This is a genomic window from Sunxiuqinia dokdonensis (genome assembly GCF_001270965.1).
Classification (GTDB): domain Bacteria; phylum Bacteroidota; class Bacteroidia; order Bacteroidales; family Prolixibacteraceae; genus Sunxiuqinia; species Sunxiuqinia dokdonensis.
Genome location: NZ_LGIA01000205.1, coordinates 23,083 through 46,725 on the forward strand (window position 1 = coordinate 23,083; position 23,643 = coordinate 46,725).

19 protein-coding genes are annotated in these 23,643 nt (G+C 44.6%); 9 read left to right on the forward strand and 10 right to left on the reverse strand.

The window, feature by feature from the left end; genetic code table 11:
- Positions 1 to 39: 39 nt before the first annotated feature.
- On the forward strand, positions 40 to 807 hold the full coding sequence (gene yaaA / locus NC99_RS19280) for a peroxide stress protein YaaA (protein WP_053187817.1): 768 nt from the start codon (positions 40 to 42) through the stop codon (positions 805 to 807).
- Between the two features lie 132 nt (positions 808 to 939).
- Here yaaA and rfaD read toward each other — a convergent pair whose 3' ends face one another.
- Positions 940 to 1,905 (reverse strand): ADP-glyceromanno-heptose 6-epimerase, encoded by a 966-nt coding sequence (rfaD, locus tag NC99_RS19285; RefSeq protein WP_053187820.1) that lies wholly within the window; start codon positions 1,903 to 1,905, stop codon positions 940 to 942.
- Between the two features lie 293 nt (positions 1,906 to 2,198).
- On the opposite strand from rfaD, the gene folE reads away from it, so the two are divergent.
- From folE to NC99_RS19300, 3 genes are all read left to right on the forward strand, one after another.
- Positions 2,199 to 2,822, forward strand: coding sequence for a GTP cyclohydrolase I FolE (gene folE, locus NC99_RS19290; protein ID WP_053187823.1), 624 nt, complete (start codon positions 2,199 to 2,201; stop codon positions 2,820 to 2,822).
- Positions 2,823 to 3,070: 248 nt separating this feature from the next.
- Complete coding sequence (locus NC99_RS19295) at positions 3,071 to 3,898, forward strand: hypothetical protein (protein ID WP_053187826.1); 828 nt, start codon at positions 3,071 to 3,073, stop codon at positions 3,896 to 3,898.
- 93 nt (positions 3,899 to 3,991) lie between these two features.
- On the forward strand, positions 3,992 to 7,159 hold the full coding sequence (locus tag NC99_RS19300) for an ATP-binding cassette domain-containing protein (protein WP_053187829.1): 3,168 nt from the start codon (positions 3,992 to 3,994) through the stop codon (positions 7,157 to 7,159).
- A gap of 395 nt (positions 7,160 to 7,554) precedes the next feature.
- Here the strand turns inward: NC99_RS19300 and NC99_RS19305 are convergent, their stop codons facing one another.
- From NC99_RS19305 to NC99_RS19315, 3 genes are all read right to left on the reverse strand, one after another.
- Positions 7,555 to 8,667 (reverse strand): MBL fold metallo-hydrolase, encoded by a 1,113-nt coding sequence (locus NC99_RS19305; RefSeq protein WP_053187905.1) that lies wholly within the window; start codon positions 8,665 to 8,667, stop codon positions 7,555 to 7,557.
- A gap of 105 nt (positions 8,668 to 8,772) precedes the next feature.
- Complete coding sequence (locus tag NC99_RS19310; protein WP_053187832.1) at positions 8,773 to 9,633, reverse strand: sigma-70 family RNA polymerase sigma factor; 861 nt, start codon at positions 9,631 to 9,633, stop codon at positions 8,773 to 8,775.
- A gap of 116 nt (positions 9,634 to 9,749) precedes the next feature.
- Positions 9,750 to 11,195: a Do family serine endopeptidase gene (locus NC99_RS19315; protein ID WP_053187835.1), complete on the reverse strand. Its 1,446-nt coding sequence runs from the start codon at positions 11,193 to 11,195 to the stop codon at positions 9,750 to 9,752.
- Positions 11,196 to 11,503: 308 nt separating this feature from the next.
- Here NC99_RS19315 and NC99_RS19320 point away from each other — a divergent pair, with 308 nt between their 5' ends.
- Positions 11,504 to 13,531 (forward strand): cache domain-containing protein, encoded by a 2,028-nt coding sequence (locus tag NC99_RS19320; protein WP_082326587.1) that lies wholly within the window; start codon positions 11,504 to 11,506, stop codon positions 13,529 to 13,531.
- A gap of 23 nt (positions 13,532 to 13,554) precedes the next feature.
- Here NC99_RS19320 and NC99_RS19325 read toward each other — a convergent pair whose 3' ends face one another.
- The 5 genes from NC99_RS19325 to dacB form a co-directional block, all read right to left on the reverse strand.
- On the reverse strand, positions 13,555 to 15,516 hold the full coding sequence (locus tag NC99_RS19325) for a tetratricopeptide repeat-containing sensor histidine kinase (RefSeq protein WP_053187841.1): 1,962 nt from the start codon (positions 15,514 to 15,516) through the stop codon (positions 13,555 to 13,557).
- The gene (locus NC99_RS19330) at positions 15,513 to 16,046 is read right to left on the reverse strand and encodes a TlpA family protein disulfide reductase (protein WP_053187844.1); all 534 of its coding nucleotides are present in this window, start codon (positions 16,044 to 16,046) and stop codon (positions 15,513 to 15,515) included. Before NC99_RS19330 ends, NC99_RS19325 begins: the two co-directional genes overlap by 4 nt.
- A gap of 100 nt (positions 16,047 to 16,146) precedes the next feature.
- Positions 16,147 to 17,094, reverse strand: a complete 948-nt coding sequence (locus NC99_RS19335) for a phosphoribosylaminoimidazolesuccinocarboxamide synthase (RefSeq protein ID WP_053187846.1) — start codon at positions 17,092 to 17,094, stop codon at positions 16,147 to 16,149.
- Entirely contained in the window at positions 17,091 to 18,089 is a 999-nt protein-coding gene (locus NC99_RS19340) for a PhoH family protein (RefSeq protein WP_053187850.1), read from the reverse strand. The genes NC99_RS19335 and NC99_RS19340 overlap by 4 nt, the downstream gene beginning before the upstream one ends.
- 104 nt (positions 18,090 to 18,193) lie before the next feature.
- On the reverse strand, positions 18,194 to 19,651 hold the full coding sequence (dacB, locus tag NC99_RS19345; RefSeq protein WP_082326588.1) for a D-alanyl-D-alanine carboxypeptidase/D-alanyl-D-alanine endopeptidase: 1,458 nt from the start codon (positions 19,649 to 19,651) through the stop codon (positions 18,194 to 18,196).
- A gap of 186 nt (positions 19,652 to 19,837) precedes the next feature.
- Between dacB and crcB the strand changes: the two genes are divergently transcribed.
- From crcB to NC99_RS19360, 3 genes are all read left to right on the forward strand, one after another.
- Positions 19,838 to 20,221, forward strand: a complete 384-nt coding sequence (gene crcB / locus NC99_RS19350; protein WP_053187908.1) for a fluoride efflux transporter CrcB — start codon at positions 19,838 to 19,840, stop codon at positions 20,219 to 20,221.
- Between the two features lie 286 nt (positions 20,222 to 20,507).
- On the forward strand, positions 20,508 to 20,855 hold the full coding sequence (locus NC99_RS19355) for an MAM33 family protein (protein WP_157625081.1): 348 nt from the start codon (positions 20,508 to 20,510) through the stop codon (positions 20,853 to 20,855).
- Between the two features lie 193 nt (positions 20,856 to 21,048).
- Positions 21,049 to 22,392 carry a sigma-54-dependent transcriptional regulator gene (locus NC99_RS19360; RefSeq protein WP_053187859.1) on the forward strand — a complete coding sequence of 448 codons (1,344 nt, stop codon included), beginning with the start codon at positions 21,049 to 21,051 and terminating at the stop codon, positions 22,390 to 22,392.
- 114 nt (positions 22,393 to 22,506) lie between these two features.
- Here NC99_RS19360 and NC99_RS19365 read toward each other — a convergent pair whose 3' ends face one another.
- Positions 22,507 to 22,884, reverse strand: a complete 378-nt coding sequence (locus tag NC99_RS19365) for an Hpt domain-containing protein (protein ID WP_053187862.1) — start codon at positions 22,882 to 22,884, stop codon at positions 22,507 to 22,509.
- Positions 22,885 to 23,148: 264 nt separating this feature from the next.
- Between NC99_RS19365 and NC99_RS19370 the strand changes: the two genes are divergently transcribed.
- On the forward strand, positions 23,149 to 23,514 hold the full coding sequence (locus tag NC99_RS19370; RefSeq protein WP_053187865.1) for a DUF190 domain-containing protein: 366 nt from the start codon (positions 23,149 to 23,151) through the stop codon (positions 23,512 to 23,514).
- Positions 23,515 to 23,643: the final 129 nt, after the last annotated feature.

Consider the following 23,643-nt stretch of genomic DNA (forward strand, 5'->3'; position numbering starts at 1 on the left):
GATGGGCGGCTTGTTTTAAACTCACAAAAAACTGAAATTATGCTCGTACTTATTTCACCAGCCAAATCGTTGGATTTTGAATCGAAACCGGTTACGGAGACTTATTCGCAAGCTGTCTTTCTTAAAGAAGCCCGAGTCATCAATAAAAGTCTGAAAAAGCTTTCACCTAAAGAGTTATCTAAATTGATGGGCATTTCGGCCAAGTTGGGAGAACTGAACTTTGAGCGCAACCAAAGCTGGAAAACGCCTTTCAAACCCGATAATGCCAAGCAGGCCATCTTGGCTTTTACAGGCGATGTTTACCAGGGAATGGACGCGGCGACTTTCTCTGAAAATGACTTTGAAGTAGCCCAGCAAACGATCCGGATTTTGTCAGGATTGTATGGTGTGTTGAAACCCCTGGATTTGATTCAGGCCTATCGGTTGGAAATGGGAACGAAATTTGGCGTTGAAGGCGCGGAGAACTTGTATGGCTTTTGGAAGGAAAAAGTGACGAAAGCGATTAATAAAGATTTGAAGGAGGCGGGTGGCCCGGTGATTAACCTCGCTTCAAATGAATATTTCAAGGCAGTGGATTCGAAAAAAATAAAAGCCGAAATTATTTCACCCGCCTTTAAAGATTTGAAAGATGGCCAATACAAGATGATTTCGTTTTATGCCAAAAAGGCCCGTGGCTTGATGAGCCGGTTTATTGTGCAGAACAAACTGACCGATCCGGAAGATCTGAAAGCTTTTGATCTAGAAGGCTATTACTTCAATAATGAATTGTCGAAAGGCAAAGATTGGGTTTTTACACGCGATCATTGAGGAAGTTTCGAGTTTCGAGTTTAAAGTTTCATCAAGCAGCTGGCGGGTGAGTTGGAATACAGGATGAGTATGTGTGTCAAAAATCAAGTATCTGTTATCTGAAAATCCAGTATCACGGATCAAGTCATATCGCTAGAAGCAATATTCCGCAGCGAGGTATGACTCGACGTAATCCTGAATGGCATCTTCCAGGCTGATGAACGGTTGGTTGTAGCCGGCTTGCCTGAGCTTGTCGATTTTGGCACAGGTGTAATACTGGTAATTATTGCGAATATCTTTTGGTGTGTCTACAAAACGGATGTCCGCTTCAATTTTCATGGCCTTGAAAACTGCCCGGCTGAGGTCAAGATAAGTGCGGGCCACACCGGTTCCGACATTAAAAATCCCCGAAATCTGTTGATTGTTCATGAAGTGAAGCATCACCTGGGCCACATCTTCCACATAGATAAAATCGCGGGCTTGTTCACCATCTCGAAAGTCGGGACGGTGGGAGCGGAAAAGTGTCATCTTTTGGGTTTCGCTGATTCGGTTAAACGCTTGATAAACGACCGATGCCATTCGTCCTTTGTGGTATTCGTTGGGCCCAAAAACATTGAAAAACTTCAATCCTGCCCAAAAAGGTGGCTGTTGTTTCTGAGCTAATGCCCAAAGGTCAAAATCATGCTTCGACTGGGCGTAACAATTCAAGGGTTTGAAATTGTCAATCAATTGGTGATCATCGTCGAAGCCAAATTCGCCATCGCCGTAGGTTGAAGCCGATGATGCATAAATCAAAGGCAGGCCATATTCGACACAGCTGGTCCAAATTCGTTGCGAATAGTCAAAGTTGAGCTTTTTGTAGCTGTCCGGGTCTTGTCCGATCGTGTCGGTCCGGGCACCTAAATGAATCACAAGTTCAACCAATCGGTGATTATCATCGAGCCATTCGAAAAATTCGTCCCGGTCAATAAGTTTGCTGTAATTTTTTGAAATGTAGTTTGATATTTTCAAAGGATCGGTGAATTGATCAACCAAAATCAGGTCATGGTATCCTTCCTGGTTTAACTTACCAGCCATGTAGCTTCCAATAAAACCTGCAGCTCCCGTAACAACAATCATATCAACTGATTTTCTTCTCTACTTTTATGCGATCAACACAAGGCAAACTTAAAAAATGTTAAAATATTGTTATCCCGTTGAAAAATAATTTCCGAAAGAAGCCGAACACCAATTTGCCTTTTGTGACAGTACAAAAATAGAAATTTATCCCACGCCTGAAACCGGATTCGTGTCTTATGCCGGAATTGTTCTGTTTTAGAATGATTTACCCTTTGTTGTTCTTGTAAAATCAGATTATAACGATAAGTTTATACTTTTGTTGGTAGAATTAACTGAACACATACACATTGGATATGGAAGATTCATTTAACGGGAAGAAAAGCGGCTATCGGCGTATTGAAAAATTTGATCGCCTGCATACTGAGAAGATCAGCGAGCATTACCGTGAAATTATTGATTTGCTTGGAGAAGATGTGACACGTGAAGGATTGCAGAAAACACCGCTGCGGGTAGCCAAGGCCATGCAGTTTTTGCTTCAAGGGTACGAGCAGGATCCCGAAGCCATGTTGCGCTCGGCCATGTTTAAAGAAGACTACCGTCAGATGGTGATTGTGAAAGACATTGAAATTTATTCGATGTGCGAACATCACATGCTTCCATTTATCGGCAAGGCACACGTGGGCTATATTCCCGATGGTTATATTACCGGTTTGAGTAAGATTGCGCGGGTGGTCGATGCTTTTTCGCGGCGCTTGCAGGTTCAGGAACGGCTCACCTTGCAGATCAAGGAGTGTATTCAGAACACGCTGAACCCGCTCGGGGTAGCCGTGGTGATAGAAGCCCAGCACCTGTGCATGCAAATGCGGGGCATTCAGAAACAGCACTCCATTACCACAACCTCTGACTTTACCGGGGCATTTCAGCGCGTGGCCACCCGTGAAGAATTTATCAAACTAATCAGCTCCAAGCTTTCGTAGTTTCTGAATAAAAATTGCTGGTGATCCGTTTGGCCAAAGTAGCCAGCAAGATGCGGATCAATTGAGCTGGACAAGGCAAACGGTAACGGAATATTATCTGAAAAATCACTTTCAAATCATACGAGTACGAACAATTTTATATTATTTTAGCTAAAAATTTTACAGATAGATACCGGAATGGGTATTGGCCACTGATGCAGAGACTAACATTTAAAAGAAAAAATAATCGATCATTAAAAACCATAAACATGAAAAGAACAAGAACATACAAATTCGTTTCTTTGGCGATCTTGTCAGGGCTGTTTGCCTTTGGATTTAGCTCGTGTACGGGCAAAAAAGAAAAAAAGACAGATCCTGAAGTGGTTGAGGAAACAATAAAAGAAGAAATTAAGGAGTACTCCTATCCGATAGCTTCAGCCTTTGATGTCACTGAAATGTTGAACGAAATTGAGGCAAGCTACATCGTCGGATTGACCAATGATCCTGAAAAAGCAGGTGCTTATTTCTCAGAAAAAGACCGTGCAGTGAATTTGGGAATTTACACTGCCGACTTGGCTTACGCAACCACCTACAATCAAAAATCAGACGTGCAGAATTACTTTAAAGCCAGCGAAACATTGGTTCGTGAATTGGATTTAACCGGTGCATTTCAGGAAGATTTGCCAGACCAGATTGAAGCGAACCTGGACAACAAGGAAAAATTGGTTGAAATTATTACCAACATGTTTCAAAACGCCTACTCCTATCTCAATCAGCAGGGACGGGCGGAAGTTTCGTATCTGGTGCTCTCCGGGAGTGTGATTGAAGGCTTGTATCTGACAACAAACGTGTCGGAAAATACCTTCCAAAATCCAAAGTTGATTGAAGCGATTCTGTTTCAGGAAGAGCCGCTGATGAAACTGGAGGAAATGATGGAGCCCTACAAAGACACCGAAATACTTGGTGATCTGTATGCCGATATTGCCAGTGTCAATGCCGTTTACGCCTTGGAAGAAGGATCAACGTCCATGACGAAAGAGCAAGTTGTTAAGTTGACTGATTTGATCGCATCTATTCGGAATAAGTTTGTTCAGTAAAGCACCATGCTTTTAAAATATAAAACGGGTTTTTGTTGTTCCGCTTTTAGATCAGGAATGCAGAAATCCGTTTTTTCTTAAACTCCCAGCCTTATGTATGAAGGTATCATCGAAACGTTGATCCGGTTGTTTGCCATCATTACCGACTACCACAATGAAGATTCCAAAAAGATTTCTTCGGAGCTGGTGGAGTCGTTTTTGCATGAGAACTTCAACCGTGAACTGGTGGATGTATATCATCAGCATTACCTCGAGTTTGTTGAGCATTACCACATTACCAACCGTGATATTTTGTATGAACAGAACGGTAACGGGCAGAAGTTTATCAACAAGTCGTACCTGAATGAAATTTGTGGCGAGATCGTTGCGCAGTTCGATCTGGGGACACGATTTATGATTGTCGCTCAGCTTTTAAACTTCATCAAAAAAGAGGGCGATTTTAAGCTCGACGACCTCAAAACAGTAAACTTGGTCGCGCGCGGTTTGAAGATCAATTCGAAAGAATACGACAGCCTGTACCGGTTTCACCTTTATTCCATCCAAAAAGTCAAAGACAAGGCCAGTCTGTTTGTGGTGAATGGCAACGAAAGTTATCACGACAAGGAGATCAAGCACCTTTACCGCGAAAATCAGCAGGTGGAGCTCGAATTGATACGCATTGCCAGCATCAATACGCTGTTTTTTAAATACTGGGGGCCGCGAAACATGTATATGAACGGACATCGTTTAACCCAGCACCGTTTGTATGTTTTTCCTCCGGGAGCCATTCTGAAAACCTCACGGATTATTCCCATCTACTACAGCAGCGTCATGACCCGTTTCATCCAGGAAAAGGGCAAGCCGCGTATCGTGCTGAATGTGGAAAACATTGAATACCGTTTCACCCGGAAAAACTACGGCCTGCATCCCTTCAGTTTTCAGGAGCGCTCGGGCGATTTGGTGGGTATTTTGGGGGGCAGTGGCGTTGGAAAGACAACCCTGCTGAATGTGCTCAACGGGAAGCTGAAGCCCAACGCCGGAACCATTACCATCAACGGGTACGATCTGCATGATCCGGATAATGAGGAATTGTTGAAAGGTGTCATTGGTTACGTGCCCCAAGACGACCTGCTGCTGGAAGAGCTGACCGTGTACAAAAACCTGGAATTCAACGCCCGGTTTTGTTTTGGCGATATGAACGACGAGCAGATTGAAGCAAAGATCGATCAGGCGCTGAATGATTTTGACTTGGTTGAAGCCCGTGATTTGGTGGTTGGAAGCCCGCTGAAAAAGATATTGAGCGGCGGCCAGCGAAAGCGCCTGAACATTGCCTTGGAACTGATGCGCGAACCCTCCATTCTGTTTGTCGATGAGCCGACCTCGGGTTTGTCCTCGGCCGATTCGGAAAAGGTGATGTACCTGCTGAAAAAGCAATGCCTGAAGGGCAAGCTGGTGTTTGCCAACATTCACCAACCATCCAGCGATATCTACAAGCTCTTTGACCGAATGATCGTGATGGACAAAGGGGGTAGGGTGGTGTTCTTTGGAAACCCGATGGATGCCATTGTGTACTTCAAGAATGAGGCAAACTACGTCAATCCGGACGAAAGCGAATGTTTGAGCTGTGGAAATGTGAAGACGGAACAGCCGCTTCGGATTATTGAAACCCGCATGGTGAATCCGTTTGGCAAAAGCATCCGACGGCGGAAGATTTCGCCCGAAGATTGGTACGAACGCTATAAGAAGCATGTGGAGCCACGTGTGCTCGACTTCATGATCACCAATCCGGCAGAGAAAGAGGTCTTTCCGGATGTGTACTTCAAGGTGCCCGACTGGTTCCGGCAGTTGAAGTTGTTTATTCAACGCGACTTTGCCACCAAACGTTCAAACCGGCAGTATCTGGCCATTGCGCTGCTTGAGGCACCTTTGCTGGCCTTGATTCTGGGCTTCTTCTCAAAATACTCGGACAATGGAACTTACTGGCTGGCTAACAACGACAATTTACCGGCTTTTCTTTTTATGAGCGTCGTCGTTGCCTTGTTTATCGGACTTAGTATTAGCGCCGAAGAAATTTTTAAAGACCGCAAAATTCTCAAACGCGAGGAGTTCCTCGATTTAAGTCGCGGAGCCTACATTTCATCCAAAATATTGATGCTCTTTCTCATTTCGGCTGTTCAGGTGATTTCCTTTGTGCTCATCGGCCATCATATGCTCGAAATCCAGGGGCTGACCTTTTCAACCTGGGCCATTCTGTTTTCAACGGCCTGTTTTGCCAATTTGCTCGGCCTCAATCTGTCTGCCGGTTTAAATTCGGCTGTGGCCATTTACATTTTGATTCCGCTTATGCTGGTTCCGCAACTGCTGCTCAGCGGAGTCATCATCGATTTTAATAAAATGCATCCGTCGTTAAGCAGCTACAACCGCACACCGCTGATTGGCGATGTCATGGTTTCGCGCTGGTCGTACGAGGCGTTGGCGGTCAACCACTTCAAAAACAACGCCTACCGGAAGATGATTTTCAAGGAGGAGCAAGTAAAGAATGATTTGGGTTTTCAAGCGTTTTACTGGATTCCGGAAGTGGAGAAGTATCTGATTTCGTACAAGTTATTGAATCAGAATAACCGGCTCAAGGAAGCAGAAACACTGTCGCCCGTGCTCAAAAATTCTTTTGCCGATTTGTTTGAAGGCGTGGGGCAGTTTAACGATTCTATTCACCTGGCTTACGAGTCGATCGGTACGAGCAATTTCAACCCGGATTTTGGTAAAATGTTGACTGATTATCTGAGTCTTTCGCAGGAAAGCTACAAGCAAAGATATGGAGAAGCCTCGCGTGTGTTGGAGCAAAAGTACGAGGATTTATTGGGCAGATTTGGAGGAGACAACGAACAGCTGCTTGCGTTTAAACAACAGCATACCAACAAGAAAATGGAAAGCCTGGTGCGCGACAAATATAGCGTTCACAAAACATACGTATTTGATAACCGGATTTTTCAGGGCGACGAGCCTGTCTACAGGCCGCCCGCTCAAACCAATGGAGCTGCGCATTTCTATGCCAGCTATAAATTGTTGGGTGAATGGAGGATTGACACCATCTTTTATAATATTGGTGTGATGTGGCTGTTGACTTTTTTGCTGATGGTGGCCCTGTACTTCGACTTGCTCCGTAAGGCGCTCACCTACGTCGAAAACTGGCGACTGGCACGTCAGGCCCGCCTCCGCGACCATATCTTTTATAATCCCATGGCTTTTATGAAAGGCGAAACGAAGGACCGGCGCAAATGATGGAAAGGAAACGTTTGATCCTCGGTTTGTATGCGGAGGAATTTTTCTCATGGCGATGATTTAAGTAGTGCGAATAATTTAGTGTCCTGTTTCGAGTCTTTAACAATTTGTGATCGAAGTGAAACCGAAAATATCAAATAGGTCCGTGACCTTATTTTCATCAGGAAGGACTTTTAATTCCATCAGGAAGAAAATAAAATTCCATCAGGAAGAAAATAAAATTCCATCGGGGAGAAAATAAATTTCCATCGGGAAGAAAATAGAACGCTATCGGGAAGGAAATTTCATGTCGTCAGGACATAAAAAAGATCAACCGGAAAGCGAGTGGTCGAATCTGATCGACTCTTTGAACTCTCAGCGTCCATCGGGCGCTTACTTGAAAAAGATTCCAAGGATTATTCTTTCCACCATTCGGGGGTTGGCAGCGACTTGTCCAAGTCAAAGACCTCGCCAATCTGAGGGGTGCCGATGGCCAGGTTCCGGTTATTACCGGCCTGCAGAAGCCGTTCAATCGGTTCGGTCCACGGATGGATGCTCAGCTTGTATTTTCCCCAGTGAATGGGCAGGAGCGATTGAGCTCCGAGGTCGTTTGCCGCCCGGATCACTTCTTCGGGCAGCATGTGGATGTAGGGCCAGTATTGGCTGTATTGTCCACATTCGAGCATCACCAGGTCGAAAGGGCCGTATTGCTCGCCAATGGTTTTAAAGCCCGGATAGTAGCCCGAATCGGCTCCAAAGAACACACGGTTTTCAGGCCCTGTAATGACCCACGAAGCCCAAAGGGTTGAAAAGCGGTTGGTCAACCCGCGACCTGAGAAATGGCGTGCCGGCGTAGCGGTTAGCCGAATGTTCTCGGTAAATTGAAAGCTTTCCCACCAATCCAGTTCGGTGATTCGTTCGGGCGCGATTCCCCAGCGTTCCAAATGGGCGCCTACGCCCAGCGCGGTAACGAATGGCAGATCCTGGTCTTTTAAACTTCGGATGGTCTTATAATCCAGGTGGTCGTAATGGTCGTGCGACAGGAGCACCAGGTCAATTTTCGGCAGGTTTTCCCAATGGTAGTTTTCGGAATAGGGGAAAGCTTTGGTGCCGACAAACGAAAAGGGTGAAACACGTTGGCTGAACACCGGGTCGGTTAAAATAACTTGTCCGTCCATCTCAATCAGGACGGTGGAATGCCCCAGCCAACAGATTTTTACGCCGTCGGTTTGCTGGTGAAAAGCGGCCCGGTCAACGGGCATGGTCTGGATGGTTGTAGTGGGTACCCGGTCGCCTTTGGTGAATAAAAATTCCTTCATAACTCTCAGGAAAGGCATATCTTCGGTTTGCATAGCGGTTGCTACCGGATTCTGAAATTTGCCATCTTTGAAATTCGGTGATTGTTGAATGCGTTGCATACGTTCACCGGTGGGCGAAGCGCCAAACGATGGATTCAGACGAACAATAAGAACAACGAGTACGGCCAGCGCGATGAGGATGGTCAACAGGATCATGATTATTTTGCCCATAATGTGATTGGTATGCGGATGCTTTTTGAAGGAAACAAACGGACTTGGCCGCTTGTTTTTGAAGCAAAAAAAAACCGCCTCTTTAGGCGGTTCTGTATGCATCTTTTATCCAAGATAAGTTTTCAATAATTTACTTCTCGAGGTGTGCCGTAGCCGGCGGATAGCTTTTTCCTTAATTTGACGTACCCTTTCTCTGGTCAGTCCGAAGCGTTCTCCGATTTCCTCCAGTGTCATCTCCTGGCAGCCAATTCCGAAAAACATCCGGATGATGTCGCTTTCGCGTTCGGTAAGGGTAGCCAGTGCGCGCTCAATTTCGCGGGCAAGCGACTCCATCATCAGGCTGCGGTCGGCATTGGGCGAATCGTTGTTGATCAGTACATCCAGCAAGCTGTTGTCTTCTCCTTCAACAAATGGCGCATCAACAGAAATGTGCCGACCAGATACCCGCAAGGTGTCGGCCACTTTTTCGGGAGGCAATTCCAGCGAGTCGGCCAATTCTTCAGGTGATGGTTTACGTTCGTTTTCCTGTTCGAATTTCGAAAATGCCTTGTTGATTTTATTCAACGAACCTACCTGGTTAAGCGGTAATCGAACAATACGCGACTGTTCAGCCAAAGCCTGAAGGATAGACTGACGAATCCACCACACGGCATAGGAAATAAATTTGAACCCGCGGGTTTCGTCAAACTTTTCAGCTGCCTTTATCAGTCCAAGATTTCCCTCGTTAATCAAGTCGGGAAGGCTTAAGCCTTGGTTTTGGTACTGCTTGGCAACCGAAACGACGAACCTTAAGTTCGCGCGGGTCAGTTTTTCCAATGCTGCCTGATCGCCTTTTTTAATCCGCTGTGCCAACTCAACTTCCTCTTCAACAGTAATCAGATCCTCTTTGCCAATTTCCTGCAAATACTTGTCAAGAGAAGCACTTTCACGGTTGGTAATCGATTTTGTAATCTTTAATTGTCTCATATACCCTTCTAAAAAAAATCGTGCAAATATAGACTTTTCAAGTCAATAATTCAAACTAATGAACCGCTTTGGCTAAAGCATTGAGCTTTGTTAATTCTAAGTAAACGATCGAAATACTAATTCATGCCGAATACAAAGTATGCCGGTTCTCCATTTGGATACAATCCTTCGATCAATACGCCTCCTTTAGCCTGGTTTATAATGCGTTTTAAATCATTAACCGCGCTAACCTCTTCCTTGTTCACATCGGTTATAATAAAACCTTCCTTTAAACCAGCATCTTTTAGTTTGCCTTTGTCCAGGTTGGTGATTTTAATTCCATGGCTTAAGCGAAGTTGGTATTTCTCGTTTTCTGTCAGTTCATCAAATTTAGCGCCAAGAAAACTATTGTCGCTCGCTTTGACGATTTCTGTATCTCCGTGCATGTTACGGAGGGTCACCGTGAATTGTTTCGGTTTGTTATCTCTTTTTATCAAAACTTTTACCTTGTCGCCTGGCCTGTGTTGACTGACTTGTTCTTGAAGTTGAGCGGTGGAATTGACGTTCACACCATTGATACTTAAGATAACATCTTCATCCTGAATGCCTGCTTCTTCCGCTGCACTATTTTCATTCACCTTGGCAACAAATACACCTTCAATCTTATCCAAATCGTATTTTTTTGCGATTTCAGCGTTGACATCGCCGATGTTTACGCCGAGTAATGCACGCTGAACTTGTCCAAACTCTTTCAAGTCGGTATAGACTTTTTCTACAATCGAAGCCGGAACGGCAAATGAGTATCCGCTGTATGAACCGGTTCTGGATGCGATAGCGGTATTGATCCCGACAAGTTCACCATTCATGTTGACCAAGGCCCCACCACTGTTTCCCGGGTTTACAGCCGCATCCGTTTGAATGAATGATTCAATTCCCATATCAACCCGATTGATGCCGATGTTACGACTTTTGGCACTTACAATGCCTGCGGTAACGGTTGAAGTCAGGTTAAACGGGTTACCGACGGCCAGCACCCATTCGCCAAGTTTTAAAGCATCAGAGTTTCCAAACTGAAGGTGCGGTAGATTGTCAATGTCAATCTTTAGAACCGCTAAATCGGTTGTTGGATCGGCACCAATCAACTTGGCCTCGTATTGCCGGTTGTCATTCAGCACCACCTGAATGTCGTCAGCACCGTCAATAACATGGTTGTTGGTCACAATATATCCATCTTCACTTAAAATGACCCCTGATCCGGCACCTTGCCTGATTTGTGGCGGTTGCTGCTGGTAGCGGTCGCCGTAAAACCACTCGTAAAATGGGTTACTGTGGTATTGACGGGCCTCTTGCTTCGACGATACTTTTACGTGGACTACAGCGTGTACCGAGCTGCCTGCCGCATAGGTCAGGTCGGGGGCTTCGCCCTGGGGAGCCGAGGGTAAACTGGCGTATCGCATGGGCTGTTCTTGCTGAATAGTGACAACCTGCGGTTCGTTGAAAAAACTGGTATATGCCCAGATGGCTATAAATGCACTGAAAAGTGCCACAGCAAATGTGAGTCCTACTCTTTTATAATCTTTCATCTTCTTCTGTGTATTTAAAGATTAATAGTTATTTTTTTTGAACGTGCTAATTTAACGCATAAAGAGTGCCAGTGTTTTTGGGTTTTTGTTTCATTTGAATTGTTTAACAAGTTTTAACAGCGATTTTGGATTGCAAGTAGCAATAAGTCAGTCTTTTTCGTTTTTATTGTCTTGAGGGCTAAAGCCTATCTGGTTGGATGACAATATGGTAAGGAAGTGTCCGGCTGGTTTTCAAAAAAACTGACATTATTTCATTAATATCGTTAACTTTGGTGCAAGGGTCGGCTGTGCAGTCTAATTCTTTTTCAATGGGGCAGAACATCAATAAAAACCAGAATACGTCCAGGAGACTAACCGTTTATTTTAAGAGAATTGTGATCAGTTCTACTTTGTTGATGACGGTGTTTGTCGCTACGGTCATCAGTGTTCACGAAATTTTGATTTTTCGTGACATTGCCCGCCAGCAAGAGGAATTGCATTTGGAAGAACACAAGGAGTTTGTTCGCGATTTAATCAATATCGAAGTTGAATACATCCGCACTCAAAAACGTTTTTTTGACGAACGCGTCATGAACAATGTCAAGCAAAACGTTTTTAGCGCCTACAACCTGGCCGAAAAAATTCATACCGATTATCGAACTAAGTTGAACGATGCTGAGTTGAAACAGCTGATTATTGATGCCATTTCGGTGCTCGAAACTTCGAATGACTACATGCAGGTCTTCGTTAATGACCTGAATGGGGAAGGCGTTTTCTACCCCGGAAATCCGGATTATCGGGGAGTTGACCTGTTGATGCATAAAGATATGAACGGCAACCAGGTTGTTCAGCGCGAACTTGATCTGTTGGAACAGTCAGCCGAAGGTTATGTACGCTATATTGATGGAAACCATTTGTCGGATGGTGATGATCTGCCCGAAAACAAGGTCGTTTTTGTCAAGAAGTTTCCGCAATTGAACTGGTATTTTGGTTCGAAAACCTACCTTGAGGATTATTACGATGAATTCAGAAATGAAATAGCCAGCAAGGTGAGTGCCGATCATTTTCGATATGGAGGCTACGTATTTATTAATGAGATGGACGGCGATCCGGTGGTGATGGATGGAATTCCGTATGAGGGGGATTTTAACTTGCTGGATGGCACCGATCCCGAAAAAATGGCTGTATTTGAATTGGAGCTGGAAACGATTGCCAACTCGCCTGATGGTGACTTTTTTTCGTACGAATGGAATAAAATTGGTGAAACCGAGAAAGTGCCCAAGGTCTCTTTTGTCAAGCCGGTTTATGAATGTAATTGGTTGGTTGGCGGCGGTTTTTACCTCGACGATATTTGGAGTGAAATAGCCCTGCAGCAGCAGCAATTGAAAAGAGACTTGATTCAGAACTTGCTCATTATTCTGATTATTTTGTTGGTGGTGATTGCTATTGAGTCGTTGATTATTTATCGTTTTAATTCAAATTTCAGGGCTGATTTCGAAAACTTCACCCGGTTTTTTAAAGCCGGAAAGTCGGGTTACCAGGCAATTGATATGGATAACCTGTATTTCGATGAGTTTAAGGAGATGGGCGCGGTGGCCAACGACATGATCCTTGAGCGTAAAAAAATTCACAGCCAACTGGTGTTGGAGCAAGAAAAAGCCCAGGAGTCGGACCGGTTGAAGACAGCTTTTTTGGCCAATATGTCGCATGAGATTCGTACGCCAATGAATGCCATCCTCGGCTTCTCCGGCCTTTTGAATGAGCAGGAGCTGTCGGAAAACGATCGAAAAACGTACCTCAGGCTCATTCAAAAAAATGGCGAGTTCTTGCTTCAGTTGATCAACGATATCATGGATATTTCGAAAATTGAGTCCGATCAGCTGACCATTATTCCAAACGATTTTCTATTGAACGACCTGCTCAGTGAAATTCAAATCCAGTATGGCGAAATGATGAAAAGTCAAGCTCATAAGAAGGTTCATTTTGAATTGAAAAATACACTTCCGGATCATTATATAGTGCGAACTGATAAATTGAGACTGAAGCAGGTATTGGATAACTTAATTGGGAATGCCTTTAAATTTACACCGGACGGAACCATTATTTTGCGGGTTGCCAAGCTTGGTTCGTGGTTGCATTTTAATGTGGTGGATACAGGAATTGGTATTGCCAGTGAAGACATTGAAGATATTTTCAAACGATTTACCCAGGCCCGGACGCATGCATCGGAAACGTATGGCGGAACCGGATTGGGTCTGGCAATATCACAAAAAATTGTGCATCTCCTTGGAGGCGATATTGGTGTGAAATCGAGTCCGGGTAAAGGGTCTGATTTCTATTTCTATATTCCCGGATAACAGCAGCGAATGTTGGTGGAGGTTTAAAATGATTGGTTTGAAGGAAGAGTCACCCGGAACGTTGAGCCTTCACCCTCCTTGCTTTTAATTTCCATACGCCCCTTATTCTTCTCGATGAAATCAGAACACAGGCGCAGGCCAATTCCTGTTCCTTTTTCGTTTTGGGTCCCAACTGCACTGATTGTATTTTTATTCTCCAGAATTTGTGTGATGATTTCTTTACTCATTCCCGTGCCCGAATCCGCGACAGTTAGGCTTACCAGATTGGCATGCTGTGTTGTTTTTATGCTTATGTTGCCTTCAGGAAAAGTAAATTTGATCGCATTGGAGAGCAAATTACGAACCACGGATTTAATCATTTCACGATCAGCATACACGCAGTGTTCTTCTTCGATATGAACGGTTATTTGAAGATTTTTATCGCGGATGGGGGCTGCAAACAGCTTGAGTGTGTGGCCAACGACTTCAGCTAAAGATACCGGTTCTGGTTTGACAATAAGTCGGCCGGTTTGACTACGGACCCAATTGAGCAGATTCTCGAGCAAATTATACGAATTGTCTACAATGTCGGCTGATTCTTCGATAATGGCCCTGAGTTCTTTTGGGTCTTGAATGTCTTGTTGTTTGATCAAGTCAAATACACTTTTAACACCACCAATCGGCCCTTTTAAATCGTGGCTGATCAAAGAAAACATCCGGTCTTTCTGCTCATTGAGTTCCATTAAGTACTGCTGTGCCTGCTCGTGCTCGAACCATAGCTTAATAAGCATAATGATGATGAGAAGCAGCAAGATAACCAGAATGTAAATGAAAGACTGGTGTTGCTCTTGTTTGGCAATTTCCTGCTCCAGAAGAACATTCTCCTTTTCCTTATTTTCAAGCGCATGTTGATGCTCTACATAAGCCAGTTTTAGATCATTTTCGTAGTTGAAAATGCTATCTCTTAGTACGATGTGCTTTTTGTAATGCTCCAGTGCTTTTCCCGGTTTATGGAGTAGTTCATACAACTCGGATATATTTTTCTGTTGTTCTTCCTCGAGTTCAACGATTTCCTGTTCGGTGGCAATTTCCAGTGATTTTAAATTGAATTTGAGTGCTTCTGCGTATTCTTGCTTCTTCTTGTAATAGTCGCCAATGATACCATAGGCGTCAGCCGCCCGGTCAAGCAGGCCTTCGTCGAGCGCTATTTCCAGCGCTTCATTGGCTAGTGTTAGGGCTTTCTCATCCTCATTTTGTTGTTGCGCAATATAGGCCAGCAGGTTGGCCGATGCTGATGTGCCAATCTTAAAATCCTTTGTCTTAGCGTAGTTTCTGGCTTCATTCAAAACGGGAATACTTTCCTGGTATTGACCCTTGAGAACGAGTAACCGGGCGATGTTTAGTCCCAGGTAGATTGAGGCGAGCGTGTCGTTGCTGTTTTTTGCGATTTCCTTGCCTGTGGAATAAGCATCAATGGCTTTACTGGTGTCGCTGATGGCGGCGTAAATGTTACCCAGGTTATTATACGTTTTTGAAATTTCCCGTTGATTGCCGATCTCCTTGCGAATCGGGAGTGCTTGTAAATAACATTCCAAGGCCCGGGCATAGTTTCCGCTGACTTTATATACAACGCCCATGTCATTGAGACAGTTGGCAAGATGTTCGGGCCGATCGAGCGTTTGTAGTTTAGCGAGTGACCGCTCGAAATAATTTTGTGCCGAATCGAGTTGACCGGCCTGGTGAAATTGTTTGGCCATGAGGTACCAACTATCAGCAATTTCGAAAGCATTGTTGATTTTCCGGGCCAGGAAGTTTGCTTCCCGGAGATAATCCAAACGGGGTGCCGGTAGTGAATCAATTTCGCCTGCTCCCAGCTTCTTGAGTGCTTCAATAGCCACCAAATCATTGGTGCTTTCCGCCTGAATCAATAGGCTGTCACCCGTCTGGGCCAATCCATTGATCGGAATCAGAAAAAACAGAAGGATGGGGTAGAAGAAGGATCTCATTTTTTTAGCTGGGCCTTCAAAATGCTTTTTAATTCATCAAATTCCTTTTCTTGAAAGCCAACGGAGCTGTAAATGATGGTTCCATCGCGGTCGATCAAAAAATTGCGTGGAATGAATTGTGATGCAAATTTGGAATAAATCTCCCGTGTCGGGTCGGCCATCAGGTTAAATGTGTAACCCTTGTCTTGTTTGAATTTGGCTACCTCTTCGGCTGTATGTTCCCGGCCGATGACCATCAATGTGAAATCAGGGTGGTCTTTGTATTGCTCAAAAATATCAGTTTGCACATGAGGCAGCTCTTTGAGGCACGGGCCACACCAGGTGGCAAAAAAATTGATCATAATGACTTGACCCTTGAGGTCGGCCACTGATTTTGGCTGCCCATTGGCGTCGGAGAATTCAAAGGCAGGTACTTGCTGGCCAACTTTCACGAGTGTTGACTTTTCTTCATCAGTTTGGCCAAAAACCAAAAGCGATGAGCCGAGTACCATGAACAATACGAATAACAGATTTAGGCTTTTCAGTTGCATTACCGAATTTTTTTGAGTTTAACGATCATTTGCGAAAAGGCATAATAAAACTTCCGGAGAACCACTCCGGAAGTTCTGTGCAATTATTTTGTTTGAATGTTTACAGGGAAACCAGAAAAGCGTTTACGTTTTGTTCAATCCGATTCTGAATTTCTTCAATTTCTGATTTCACAAACGAATCGCCTGTGATGTTCTCGAACAACTCGATGTAGCGTTCGGATACCGAGCTCACAAAATTGGCATCCATTGCAGGCACTTTTTGCCCGTCTTTTCCTTGGAAACCGTTTTCAATCAGCCATTGACGCACAAACTCTTTCGAGAGCTGTTTTTGTCCTTCTCCTTTTTTCTGACGCTCTTCGTAACCATCGGCATAAAAATAGCGCGACGAATCGGGCGTATGAATTTCATCAATCAGGTAGATTTTGCCGTCTTTCTTTCCAAATTCATATTTGGTATCCACCAGAATCAGGCCTTTTTCCGCAGCCATTTCCGATCCGCGCTGAAACAGCCGACGGGTGTAATCTTCGAGCATTTCGTATTCTTCCTTGCTCACCAAACCCTGTTCAATAATGGCTTCGCGCGAAATATCTTCGTCGTGGCCTTCGTCGGCTTTGGTGGTTGGTGTCAACAGTGGTTGCTCAAATTTTTGGTTTTCCACCATGCCGTCGGGCATCGGAACACCACAGATACTGCGCTTTCCGTCGCGGTACTCGCGCCACGCATGTCCGGTCAGGTAGCCACGAATTACCATTTCAACTTTAAATGGCTCGCAATGGTGACCAACCGTGACGTTGGGGTCAGGCGTTGCAATTTTCCAGTTGGGAACAATGTCAGCTGTCGCGTCTAAAAATTTAGCGGCAATCTGGTTTAATACTTGTCCCTTGTAAGGGATTCCCTCGGGCAGAACCACGTCAAATGCGGAGATGCGGTCAGAAACGACCATTACTAAATACTCATCGTTAATGTTGTAAACATCCCTCACTTTTCCATGATAGACATCTTTTTGCTTCGGAAAATTAAAATCGGTTCTTGTCAGTGCTTTTGTCATTTTCTGTCGTTTTTATCTTTTTTGAGTGCTTCTTTTTTGGCTAATTCTTTTTTGTAATAGGCGTCGTAGGCGTTTACAATATCACGCACCAGTCGATGACGAACAATGTCGTTGGCATCGAAATAAACAAAGGAAATGTCCTTGATGTTTTTCAGAATTTTTTTGGCCTGAACCAGACCGGACTGATGGACGGACGGCAGGTCAATCTGGGTTTCATCGCCAGTGATGATGAATTTGGCATTCATCCCCATACGGGTCAGGAACATCTTCAGCTGGTTGAGGGTGGTGTTTTGAGCTTCGTCCAGAATGACAAAGGCATCGCTAAGGGTTCGTCCGCGCATAAAAGCCAGCGGGGCAATCTGAATGATGCCGTCTTTCATAAATTCTTCCAGCTTTTTGGCCGGAATCATGTCCTGCAGGGCATCGTAGAGCGGCTGCAGGTACGGGTCAATTTTTTCCTTCAAATCGCCGGGCAAAAAGCCAAGCCGTTCGCCGGCCTCAACGGCCGGGCGGCTTAAGATGATGCGCTTGATTTCGCGGTTCTTCAACGCCCGGACTGCCAGCGCGATGGCCGTGTAGGTTTTTCCGGTTCCGGCCGGGCCAATCGCAAAAATCAGGTCCGAGGTCCGGCTTTTTTCTACCAAAACCCGCTGGTTTGGCGTTTTGGCGCGAATGGGCTTGCCATTAATTCCGTGGAGTAAAACCTCTTTTGAGTTTTCAATCTCAGATTCGATTTGCGAAAAATCATTATTCATCACTTGTTTAATTGTGTCGACGCTCAACACATTAAACTGGTTGTAATGATCGAGCAGCAAGTGGAACTTTTTTTCAAAAGCATCACTTTCCACTTCATCGCCCTGGATGATCAGCTGGTTGCCGCGGCTTACAATATTTAGTTTTGGGAAAAATGTTTTTATCAGGTCAATTTTCGTGTTGTTTACACCGTAAAACTCCAATGGATCAACACCTTCCAGAAATATTTGCTTCTCAAACATAGACTTGTTTCAAGTTCGTAATGCTAACAACAAAAATAGCAAAAATGTTGGGAGTTGCCGGAAAAAGAATTTCCATGTCTTCTGTTTCTAATAAAGCTGTGGCCCTATTTTTTCGCTATTTCAACCAGCAAATCTTCCACGAGTTTAATGGCTTCGGTCTGGCTGCACGAAAAATTATTCAGAAAAATGGCAAATAAAATGGCTTGGTTATTTTGGGTGATTATTTCACCGGCGTAGCAGCGCACCCGGGTCATACTTCCACTTTTGGCACGTAAACTTTGTCCGGGAAAATTAAGCGGGTTAAAAAAGTAGAGCGTTCCGTTGGGAACGTAGGGCAGACTGGTGAAGAACAGATCACTGTGCAAGCTTCTGTTCTTCATAAAATAGAGGATTTCAACCATCTGTCTGGTGGTGATTGCGTTGAAGTGCGATAAGCCGCTTCCGTCAGCCAGGAAACAGCCGTCCAGTGAGATGCCTCTTTTTTCCCAAAAGTCGGCAATGACATCCAGCCCTTTTTTAGTCGATCCTTCGCCGTGAGTTAACCATGCCAGGTATTTCAGCAGGTGTTCGGCAAAAAGATTAACACTTTCGTGGTTGGTAACCCGGATAATATCGATTAGTTTAGGTGAAACCGTATGGGCCAATGGATGAAGTGTCAAGTTGTCTGGCTCTTTTTTTTCATGAATGAAGCCCGCCACGCTCAGGCCCGTTTCTGTTAGCCGGTTTTTTAGTTCCCAAGCCAGTAATAACGGCGGATTTGGAACTGCGGCTTTGATAACAAAGTCGTTCCGCCCTTTGGGAATTGTTCCGCGAATGATGTGCTTGTCCGACTTTGGCGCGCCAAACACATAAGCCAAATCGCGGTTGATATTGGATGACTTCACTTGATTTTCTAGTTCCAAGCCGGGAATAAAAGGACTGGTATGTTTGATTCGGGTGGGCTGGCCAGCCTGTGGTGGCGACGCAAAGTGAATTTTGTACAGGTTGTCGTACACCGATAAGCCACTGGCGCCGGCTCCGTAGTAGTTGCCAAGGTCTTCCCAAATCCAGGTGTTCGGAATCATTTGATCTTCGAAAATCGTGGCATCGGTTACCAGGTTTCCGGCAATGTGAACGATGTTTTTCTCATGAAGGGCTTTCAACCAGTGGTTTAGAAAGTGGTTGTCGAGGTAATGTTCCTTGAAATAGTCGGATCCCAAAGTCGGATCGCCTCCTCCAACAATAATCAAATCGCCAAAGAGTGTGTCGTTTTTTATTTCTCCCGAATAGGCCAGCTGGGTTTCGAACCGAAAGTCGGGGCCCAGTATTTCAAGAGCCGTGGCTGTGGTAATCAGTTTGAGCGTAGATCCCGGCACCAGGCTTAATTGAGGATCGGTTTGTGCCAGCACTTCACCGGTTTCAGTGTCCTGCAAAAAAACGCCAATGCCTGCGTGTTGCAGGGCGGGGTTATTTTTCCAGGCTTCAACCTTATTTTTGAGCGATTTGTGGATTTGCTGCGCGGCGCCCGGCATAACCATACAGAACAGGAACAATATTGCGGGAATGAAGCTTCGATTTGTCATAGCGTTTGATTTACCCCACGTGGCTTATCGGCGCTTGTCTGTTAATTCCATTGTTTCTTCGCCGTGCCATGGAGAAAACGAAAATATAAATATTCGATCAGCTAGCAGGTCTTGTTCGGAGAAAAGTCACCAATAATTGTAAATTTGCTGGGAACTTATTCATTTCAACAGAAAAAATTTGAAGTCATGTTGAAGACCATCCTGATTGTTGGCACCGGCGGTTTTTTGGGCAGTGTGGCCCGCTACCTAACACAGATTGCAGTTGAGCGATGGCTGCACAGCGCTTTTCCTTGGGGAACTTTTGTGGCCAACATGGCCGGATGTTTTATCATCGGACTGGTGTTCGCCTTTTCGGAACGCGGAAATTTACTCACCCCGGAATGGCGAATTTTTTTTACCGTCGGATTTTGTGGCGGATTTACAACCTTCTCATCCTTCGCGTATAACAACCTGACCATGTTGTCGGAAAACAATCTGTTCCAGCTGTTCGGCAATGTGGGCTTGAGTGTGGTTCTCGGCATTTTTGCGGTTTACCTCGGAATTGTTGCTGTACGATTAGTCTACGCCTGATTTTCGTTTTTTGAAATTACCGGGCAAATAAAGATCGGATTGACTCATTTCGTTTATTCGCCCCGATGAATAATGTAGAAACTTTCTACATCTACACGGGTAATCCCCATGCGAAATAGCGGGTTTTGTGCTTGTTTTATTTGTGTTTTATTGCCTTTAAGATTTTTGTAATCAGTGGTTTATTGCTTTTAAACGACTGGGGTGTCTTTTTTTGGCACATTTATCCCTTATTGGTAGGGTGTAGAATTTTAAATATAAATGTTGAATCAAAAAAATTGAAAGAGTTATGAAAAAAGGAATGATAATGACAGCCGCAGTAATTGTTCTCGGAATTAGTTTACCATCCGGAGTAATGGCAGAAAATACCAACCAAAACGTGGTCGTTGCCCAGCAGGAAGTTCAGTACGAAAAAATGAATGTTGAGGATCTGCCCGAAGCAGTTACCCAAGCCATTTCTGAAGGCTACGCCGACTACACCCTTTCGGAAGCGTATATGGGAACTGACGGAAGTTACAAAGTTAAGTTGACCAAAGGAGATGAAAAAGTTAAGGTGTTTTTCAATGCCAGCGGAGAGTTTCTGAAAATTGAACAAGGAGACGATCAAGCTGGTGACGAAGAAGTACCTGTTGAATAAAATAGCAGGAAATCATCTGTTACTTGGATGCTAATTGAGAGTAAGTGTCTTTGGCCCCTGTCGAAAAGAAGAAATTCTAGTTGACAGGGGTTTTTTATTAAACATTTTGTTGATGGATGAGCTTATACTAATTGTAACGATTACCCGTTAAAAATTGTAGTTCCCGAACATTCAACGTGTATGGAGATATTTTATGGCTAGCATTCTGATAATAGATGATGATGTTACTTTTTGTTTAATGCTGAAAACCCTGCTTGAAAAAAATAGTTACAGGGTAACGACTGCATTTTCACCGGTCGATGCGAAACGATTAATTCAGAGCATGGCTTATGATGTGGTGCTTACCGATTTACGTATGCCCGAAATCAGCGGGATGGAGTTAATTCGTTGGGTGAAAAAGCAGTCGCCTAAAACGCAGATTGTGATGATGACCGGCTATGCCGACATTGGTACAGCCATTGAATCAATCAAAAAAGGCGCTTTCAACTACATTCCCAAGCCACTAAGTCCGGACGAAGTGCTGAATGTGGTTAAAGAAGCGCTGGATGCATCGAGCGACAATTCTTCCAAGGAGCAGATTTCAAAAGCTGAGCTTCTTCAGTCTGATTATCAGGAAGGAGTGAGCAGCCAGTCCCGAAAAATGAGTCAGCACATCCAGTTGGTGGCTCCAACGCCCATTTCAGTTTTGATTGTCGGCGAAAGCGGAACCGGGAAAGAATATGTGGCCAAGTTGATTCACGCAAAAAGTAAACGGGCAGGCAAGCCATTTGTAGCGGTTGATTGCGGCGCCATTCCAAAGGAATTGGTAGCGAGTGAGTTTTTTGGTCATGTAAAAGGTTCATTTACAGGAGCTATAGCCGATAAGGTCGGTAATTTTGAGGCCGCCAATGGTGGCACCTTGTTTTTGGATGAGGTCGGCAATTTGCCATACAACAGCCAGATTCAGTTGTTACGCGTGCTTCAGGAGCGGCTGATTAAACCTGTGGGAAGCAACAGGGAAATTACCGTCGATGTGCGCATCATTGCAGCAACCAACGAAAATTTGCTCTCCGCCCAGGATAAGGGCGAGTTTCGCGAAGATCTTTACCACCGGCTCAATGAGTTTCAGATTAACGTCCCTCCACTTCGGGCACGCCAGCAAGACATCATGTATTTTGCGCACTATTTTTTAGAGCAGTCCAATCGTTATCTTGACAAGTCGGTTCAGGGATTTGATAAAAGTCTGGAGCCGGTCTTCATGAATTACTCCTGGCCGGGCAACCTGCGCGAAATGAAAAACGTCATCAAGCGGGCCACCTTGTTAGCGCACGGCAAATGGATCACCTTAAATGAAATTCCTGCTGAAATTTATTCCGGTTCGCAAACCAGCCATTTCGCCTTGTACAATGAGAAGGATGAAAATGAGTCGATTTTGAAGGCGCTGGAAGCCACCAATTATAACAAGAGTCAGGCAGCCCGTCTGTTGAAAATTGATCGGAAAACCCTGTACAACAAACTGAAAACTTACAAGATTCAGCTGCCTGAGCGAGACAAGTAAGCTCGCCTTCCCGGGCGCTGAGTGCGCGCCCGGTGATTGTTATTCCAGGTGGTTTAATCATTGTTGGTCGTTTCTAAACCATTCAGACGAATGATAAATTCCGAGATCCTTATTTCAAGGGGTGTTGTTCAGCTGATAGTCCGCTTGAATTGTTTTTACCAGTTCCTTCGCCTGGCGTAAAGCTACTTCTGCTGTTTCCCGCCATTGCTTGTCGTTCAATCGGTTTTCCTCCAGTTCATATAGATGTTGGGCAAGCCCGGTGGCGTCCAGTTGCAAAAACATGGAGCGCATTTTATGGGCCAGTTCGGCCAGGTCATTCCTATGCCTTTCGCTAAGCAAGTTTTCGAATTCTTGCAGGTTTTGCCGGGTTGACTGAATAAACGAATCCAGAATTAAACGCAAGCTGGTCTGGTCGCCTTGAGCAAATGCTTGTATTTTTTTTACGCTGTAGGCCAAATGGTCAGGCGTTTGGTTGTCGTCTCTGTTTGTCATCACGGATTGCTGTTTGGTAAATGGGTTCGTCTAAAACCTAAATCTTATACGGTTCTACTTGGTAACAAGCCGGTTGGGTAAATTGTTAGTTAATGATCCTTTTATTCCACATTTTCAGGTGTTTGAAGTAACATGTTCCGGCTGCGGTTAGTATAACTTAGAGCACTGAAGCACAACAAGCGAGCACGTAAACTTTTGAAATGAAGGAGGATTCTTGAGTGCTGCTTCCTTCAAATGCCAATTAAAACTTAAAAGTACAATGTAATGAAAGGGAAAGCGAGTTTGCTGAAAGTTTATATTTCAGAATCGGACAAAATCGGTTCGTCTCCCTTATACGAGGAAATTGTGGCCGAGGCACGCAACCAGGGATTGGGCGGAGCGACTGTCCTTCGCGGAATACTGTCGTTCGGAGCAAGTCATTCCATTCACACCATGAAGATTTTCGCACTTTCGAGTCACCTACCCGTGGTGGTGGAAATTGTGGATACGGAGCCGAATATCAAAAAATTTGCAGTCCGGGTGAGCGAACTGATTGACCAATCGAAAAAAGGAGCATTGGTCACCATTCAGCCTGTCGAGGTGATGGAGTACAAGCCGGGCGATAAGTATAATCAATTTAAATCGTTCTGAAAGTTCACGATTTAGACCCCGGCGAATCCCTGCTTGTTTTCATGGCGGGTAAATTTCGATTGACCAAATAAAGCTGAACAGTGAATCTTGACTCTTTTGAGGTATGGAGGAGTTAAATTTAGGTTATTC